This window comes from Aquimarina algiphila (assembly GCF_007489275.1).
GTDB classification, from domain to species: domain Bacteria; phylum Bacteroidota; class Bacteroidia; order Flavobacteriales; family Flavobacteriaceae; genus Aquimarina; species Aquimarina algiphila.
The window spans coordinates 1-4,838 of sequence record NZ_VLNR01000135.1 but is presented as its reverse complement, the minus strand read 5'-3'; the positions used below and the strand labels follow the sequence as shown (position 1 = coordinate 4,838).

At 29.7% G+C, this 4,838-nt stretch carries 1 protein-coding gene and 2 pseudogenes; 1 reads left to right on the top strand and 2 read right to left on the bottom strand.

Features of this window, described 5'->3' with window-relative positions; all coding sequences use genetic code 11:
* Positions 1 to 208: 208 nt before the first annotated feature.
* Together FOF46_RS30345 and FOF46_RS30340 are read right to left on the bottom strand one after the other, a co-directional pair.
* Positions 209 to 1,475, bottom strand: a pseudogene (locus FOF46_RS30345) (IS256 family transposase).
* Between the two features lie 101 nt (positions 1,476 to 1,576).
* Positions 1,577 to 4,351 carry a sensor histidine kinase gene (locus tag FOF46_RS30340; protein WP_143919166.1) on the bottom strand — a complete coding sequence of 925 codons (2,775 nt, stop codon included), beginning with the start codon at positions 4,349 to 4,351 and terminating at the stop codon, positions 1,577 to 1,579.
* Positions 4,352 to 4,549: 198 nt separating this feature from the next.
* Between FOF46_RS30340 and FOF46_RS30335 the strand changes: the two are divergent.
* Positions 4,550 to 4,838: pseudogene (locus tag FOF46_RS30335) on the top strand (DUF5018 domain-containing protein); the annotation flags it as partial.

Sequence of the window (4,838 nt, the reverse complement as noted above, 5' to 3'; positions counted from 1 at the left end):
TCCTTTTAAAACCTTGAGTATTTTATCGTAATTTGCTTGAAAGTTGTGCATATGAATTATAGTGTCGTAACTACAATTTACTGCCTTTTAGCAGTTTGCGCAACTTTTTCTAAATGCACAACGGGTTTATGTAATAGTTTTCTATAAAGATGAGGAAGTAATAAAAGAAAAAATACTACGAAAGACACTTTCTAATAGGGTCTGTAAATTAAACTCTGTCTGTTGTTTCAATTCCTCTGGGGCTAGCCCCAGAGGAATTGGTGTTTAACATCAGGGGTATCCGCTCCCCAAATTTAATATAAAGTTGTTGAACAGTAAGGCTCCAATTGTGTAGAGGGTTCGTCCATTTCTTTTCTATGTTCTTTGTAGCAAGATATACAAGTTTCATTAATGCCATATCACTTGTGAACGCCCCTTTGGTCTTGGTCACTTTACGCACTTGGCGGTGGAACCCCTCAACTGCATTTGTGGTATAGATGATTTTTCGAATTGGTTCGGTGTACTGGAAGTACTGTGAGAGCTGCTCCCAATTGCGCTGCCAACTCTCGATAACCACTGGGTATTTAGCACCCCATTTCATTTCCAGGTTCAACAGTTGATCTTTTGCCACTTCTTTGCTTGTTGTCCGATAGATTAGCTTTAAATCGCGCATGAACTCCTTTTGATCTTTTGAAGCAATGTATTTAAGGGAGTTTCGAATCTGATGTACAATACAGAGTTGTACCTGTGCTTTGGGGAACACGCTTAATATCGCATCGGTAAAGCCCCGAAGGTTATCGGTACAAGCGATAAGTATATCCTTCAATCCGCGATTGTTCAAGTCGGTGAGTACCTGCAACCAAAAATTAGCCCCTTCACTTTCAGAGAGGTACATACCTAATATTTCCTTGCGATCTTCTGTGTTGATGCCCAGAATATTGTAAAGTGCTTTGTGGGTTATCCTGCCATCAACCTTAACCTTGTAGTGCATCGCATCGAGCCATACTATACAGTAGAGCGGCTCCAACGGACGGTTCTGCCACGCTTTTACATCGGGTATGATTTTGTCCGTTATCTGGCTCAGAACAGTATGGGAGATGTCCGTATCATAACATTTCCTTGATATGGGAAGATATGTCTCTGTAACTCATCCCAAGACCATATAAACCGATTATCTTATCCGATAAGTTATCAGCCAATATGGTCTGACGCTTTTTAACAAGTTCTGGCTCAAAGCTGCTTTGCCTGTCCTGAGGCGTATCGATATCGAAAGTGCCAAAACCACTTTTGATGGTCTTTTTACCCCTGCCATTACGTTTGTTGCCGATACTGCGCTCCGATTCATCAAGATGATTTTCCATCTCTGCCTCAGGGGCTTTCTCAATCACATTTTTTAGCATTGGGGCAAAAGCACCGTCTTTACCAAAAAGATTCTTGCCAGACATAAACTGGTCAAGTACCTTTTTCTCGAATGCTGTTTGTTCTTCTTTTTTCATAATTCTGTCTGAATAAAATTAGTACTTAAAATTTATTTCAGACAGAGTTCAATTTACACCCTCTTCTAATACGAAAAACAACAAAATGTTTAATAATAAGTTTAATGTTTTATTTTTCCGATAAAAGTAATAGTAGTTCCTTTTTTAGATTCTATAATTAATGTGCTTTTTATTTTTTCTGCTCTTTTTTTTATGCTCAGTATTCCGTATTTATGTTTTAAATTTTCAATTGTATAACCAATACCATTATCTTTAAGTTCTATTTTTAATGTATTGTTTTCTGTTATAGAAAAATAAAGGCTAGTGAAATTAGCATTTGAATGCTTTAAAGTATTAGTCATAGCTTCTTTAAAGATTAATGTTATTTGCCTGTTCCAATAATTAGGTAGTTTATAATCGATTTTGTTTTTATCAATATTTACTTTAGAAATAAAAGAAATTTCAGAAAATTGAAATAAATTATTTCCAAAATCAGTTAAATGAACAATAAGTTCTTTTAACTCATTACTTTTAACCTCAACTGACCAAATAAAATCTTTAATGTTACTATATAAATCTTTAGATTCTTTTTGTATTTGGTTAATTTTTTGAATTGATTTTGAATTTTGTATTTCTTTATCTTTAGCAATCAAATCAGAAAGAATACTGATACCTGCTAATTTATTGCCTAATTCGTCGTGAAAATCTTGAGCTATGTTTTTACGAACATTAGTTATTTCTTGTTGTAGATTTTTAGATTCAATTATAGTGTTTCTTAAAAATTTATTTTTATCATTTATTTTTTTTAATCTTAGAAAAAATAAAACTAAACAACATAAAAGACAGAGGGCGTAAAACCAAATAGTTTTATACCATATTTGAGTTATTTTATGTGTAAATATTTTGGAATAAGACCAATTACTTAATGGATTTCTGGCTCTAAATTGAAGAGTGTATTTTTTAGGTTCAAATTTAGATAAATCTATATTTGTCTTTATGTTTTTCCACGTGCTTTTATTTATTTTATATTGCTTTGTTACATTTTTTTCAGAAAAATCTACTACGTCTATTAAAAAATTATTATTTTTTTTAGAAACAATAATTTTTGGTGGGTGTATTGGTTTAAAAGCTCTAGAATTATTTATACTTACTACTCCTTTGTTTCCTGCAATCCAAATGTTTTTTTCGTTATCTTCTTTAACTTTAGAAGTAAATGAAGAAGGAAAATTTGGTTCTTTACTAAAGTTGTAAAACATTTTATTTTGGTATATAGAATACCCTCTTTGGTGAGATATCCAAAGAGTATTTTTATGATCTAAAATAATATCATTTATTTTTGCGCTAGATAATCCGTCTTTTTCACCAAATTTTATGGTACTTTTTTGTTTAATTAAATATAGGGAACTACCCGCAATAGCCCATACACCTTTTGGACTATTAACTATTTTATAAACAGGTAGTAATGGATTATTACTGTCGATAATTATTTTCTTTTTATACTTTCCATTATACAAATTATATACTAGTATACCATTATTGGTGCTAACCCAAAGTTCATTATCTAAATGAATTATAAAATTATAAATTATTACATTTTTATCTACAGTAATATAATTTCTTTTGCTATTTATTTTATAATCAATAAAAAAGGTCTTGTTTTTAAAAATAATCCCATTTATTTTGTTCACATTTAGGTTGTCGCTAAAAAATAAAAACCCATTAAATTTAATTTTTGTATTATTTTTTCTCTTGTATTTAATATTAATTTTATTGGTATTCTTAAGATTATCGTTAAATTCTGATGCATCTCCGGGAAGTAATATATTTTTTGTTTCTTTTTTTTTTTTGTTAAAACTAGCAAGACTTTTAAGCGTAAGAAAAAAAATATGCTCAGAATCATTGGTATTAATATCAAAAACATGATTCTTAGGTAAGATTTTGTTAGTATAAAAATTATCTTCTTTACTAATTTTATATATTCCATCTGCCTTAGAAGTAACCCATATATTTTGTTGAGAATCTTTATAAACATCACTAATTAATATACTATTAGAAGCAGAAAAATTATCAGATAACTTTATCCATACAGCACTATTTTTGTCATATAAGTATATGTAATCATTTAATGAGTCATAGTCATTTACTACAAAAACATCGCAATAATCTGTTTTTAAATATCGGTGTATTATTCCGTTAACAGGAATTTTTTTTGTTTTAATTATTCTATTATCATTAAAAATACTTAAAGTGTTATTTTCGGTAAAGTAATATTCAGTTTCTGAGTATTTTCCAAAATCATTAATTTGACGATTTTTTAAAAAGGGATGAGATAATTTAAGCTCTTTGGATTTTAGATTGTATTGGTAAAGTCCATAAAATAGTTTTTTATCTGCCTGTTTGTTAAAGCCTCTGTAAAAGTATGGAGTATTATTAATTACTTTAAGTGTGCTATAATTATAGCTATTACTACCAGATTTTACATTGTAATTTATTTTAGGGATTCCATTTTTTGATGTTTTAAATACAAATTGAGATATGTGAAACTCAAAATTAGAACCTCTTTTGTATACAGAATGAATTCCATTATTAGATGCAATTATGTCGTTATCAACGGGTTGTGCCGTTTGGGTTTTTTTTGATCTAAAAGCTTTATTAATAATTATAGGCTTAATTATAGAGTCTCTTGTTATAAAATGTAATCCACTTTTCCATACAGCTAGTACAAGAGTATCTTTCTTATAAGTATTTATATCAATAAAAAAATCAGAATCAACAATATGGTTGTGATTAAAAACAGTGAAGTTTTTACCATTAAATTTTACCAAACCGTTATCAGTTCCAATCCATACATAACCATGATTGTCTTCGTGCACTTGGTAGGTAAAGTCATGTGGCAAACCATCCTCAACAGTATAGTGCCTAAACTTTATTTGTGAGGAAACAAATAGAGGAATTAAAATAAATATTCTTAGTAATAACAATTTTGTAAAAAATAAGCTGCAAAATTAACGAATCTAATTTATAAAAAACCACCCATTTTGGGTGTTTTTTTGCTTTTGTGTAAGCTTTATTTTTGCAAAAAAAATATTTTTAACATGAAAACACCCAATTTTTTCCTTATTGCATTATTGCTATTGGTAATAACATCTTGTTCCAAAGATGATGAACCAGTAGTAAAAAGTAAATTAAAAGAGCTTACATCGTTTGTAATAAAAGATATAGAAGCCACAGTAGATGAACAATTAAAAACAGTGGCAATTACCTTGCCTGTAGGAACAACAGTTACAGCTTTAAAAGCTACAGCAGAAATATCAGAGAAAGCAAGTATTAGCCCAGACCCAACAACAGCTATAGATTATAGCAATCCAGTGAAATTTACAGTAA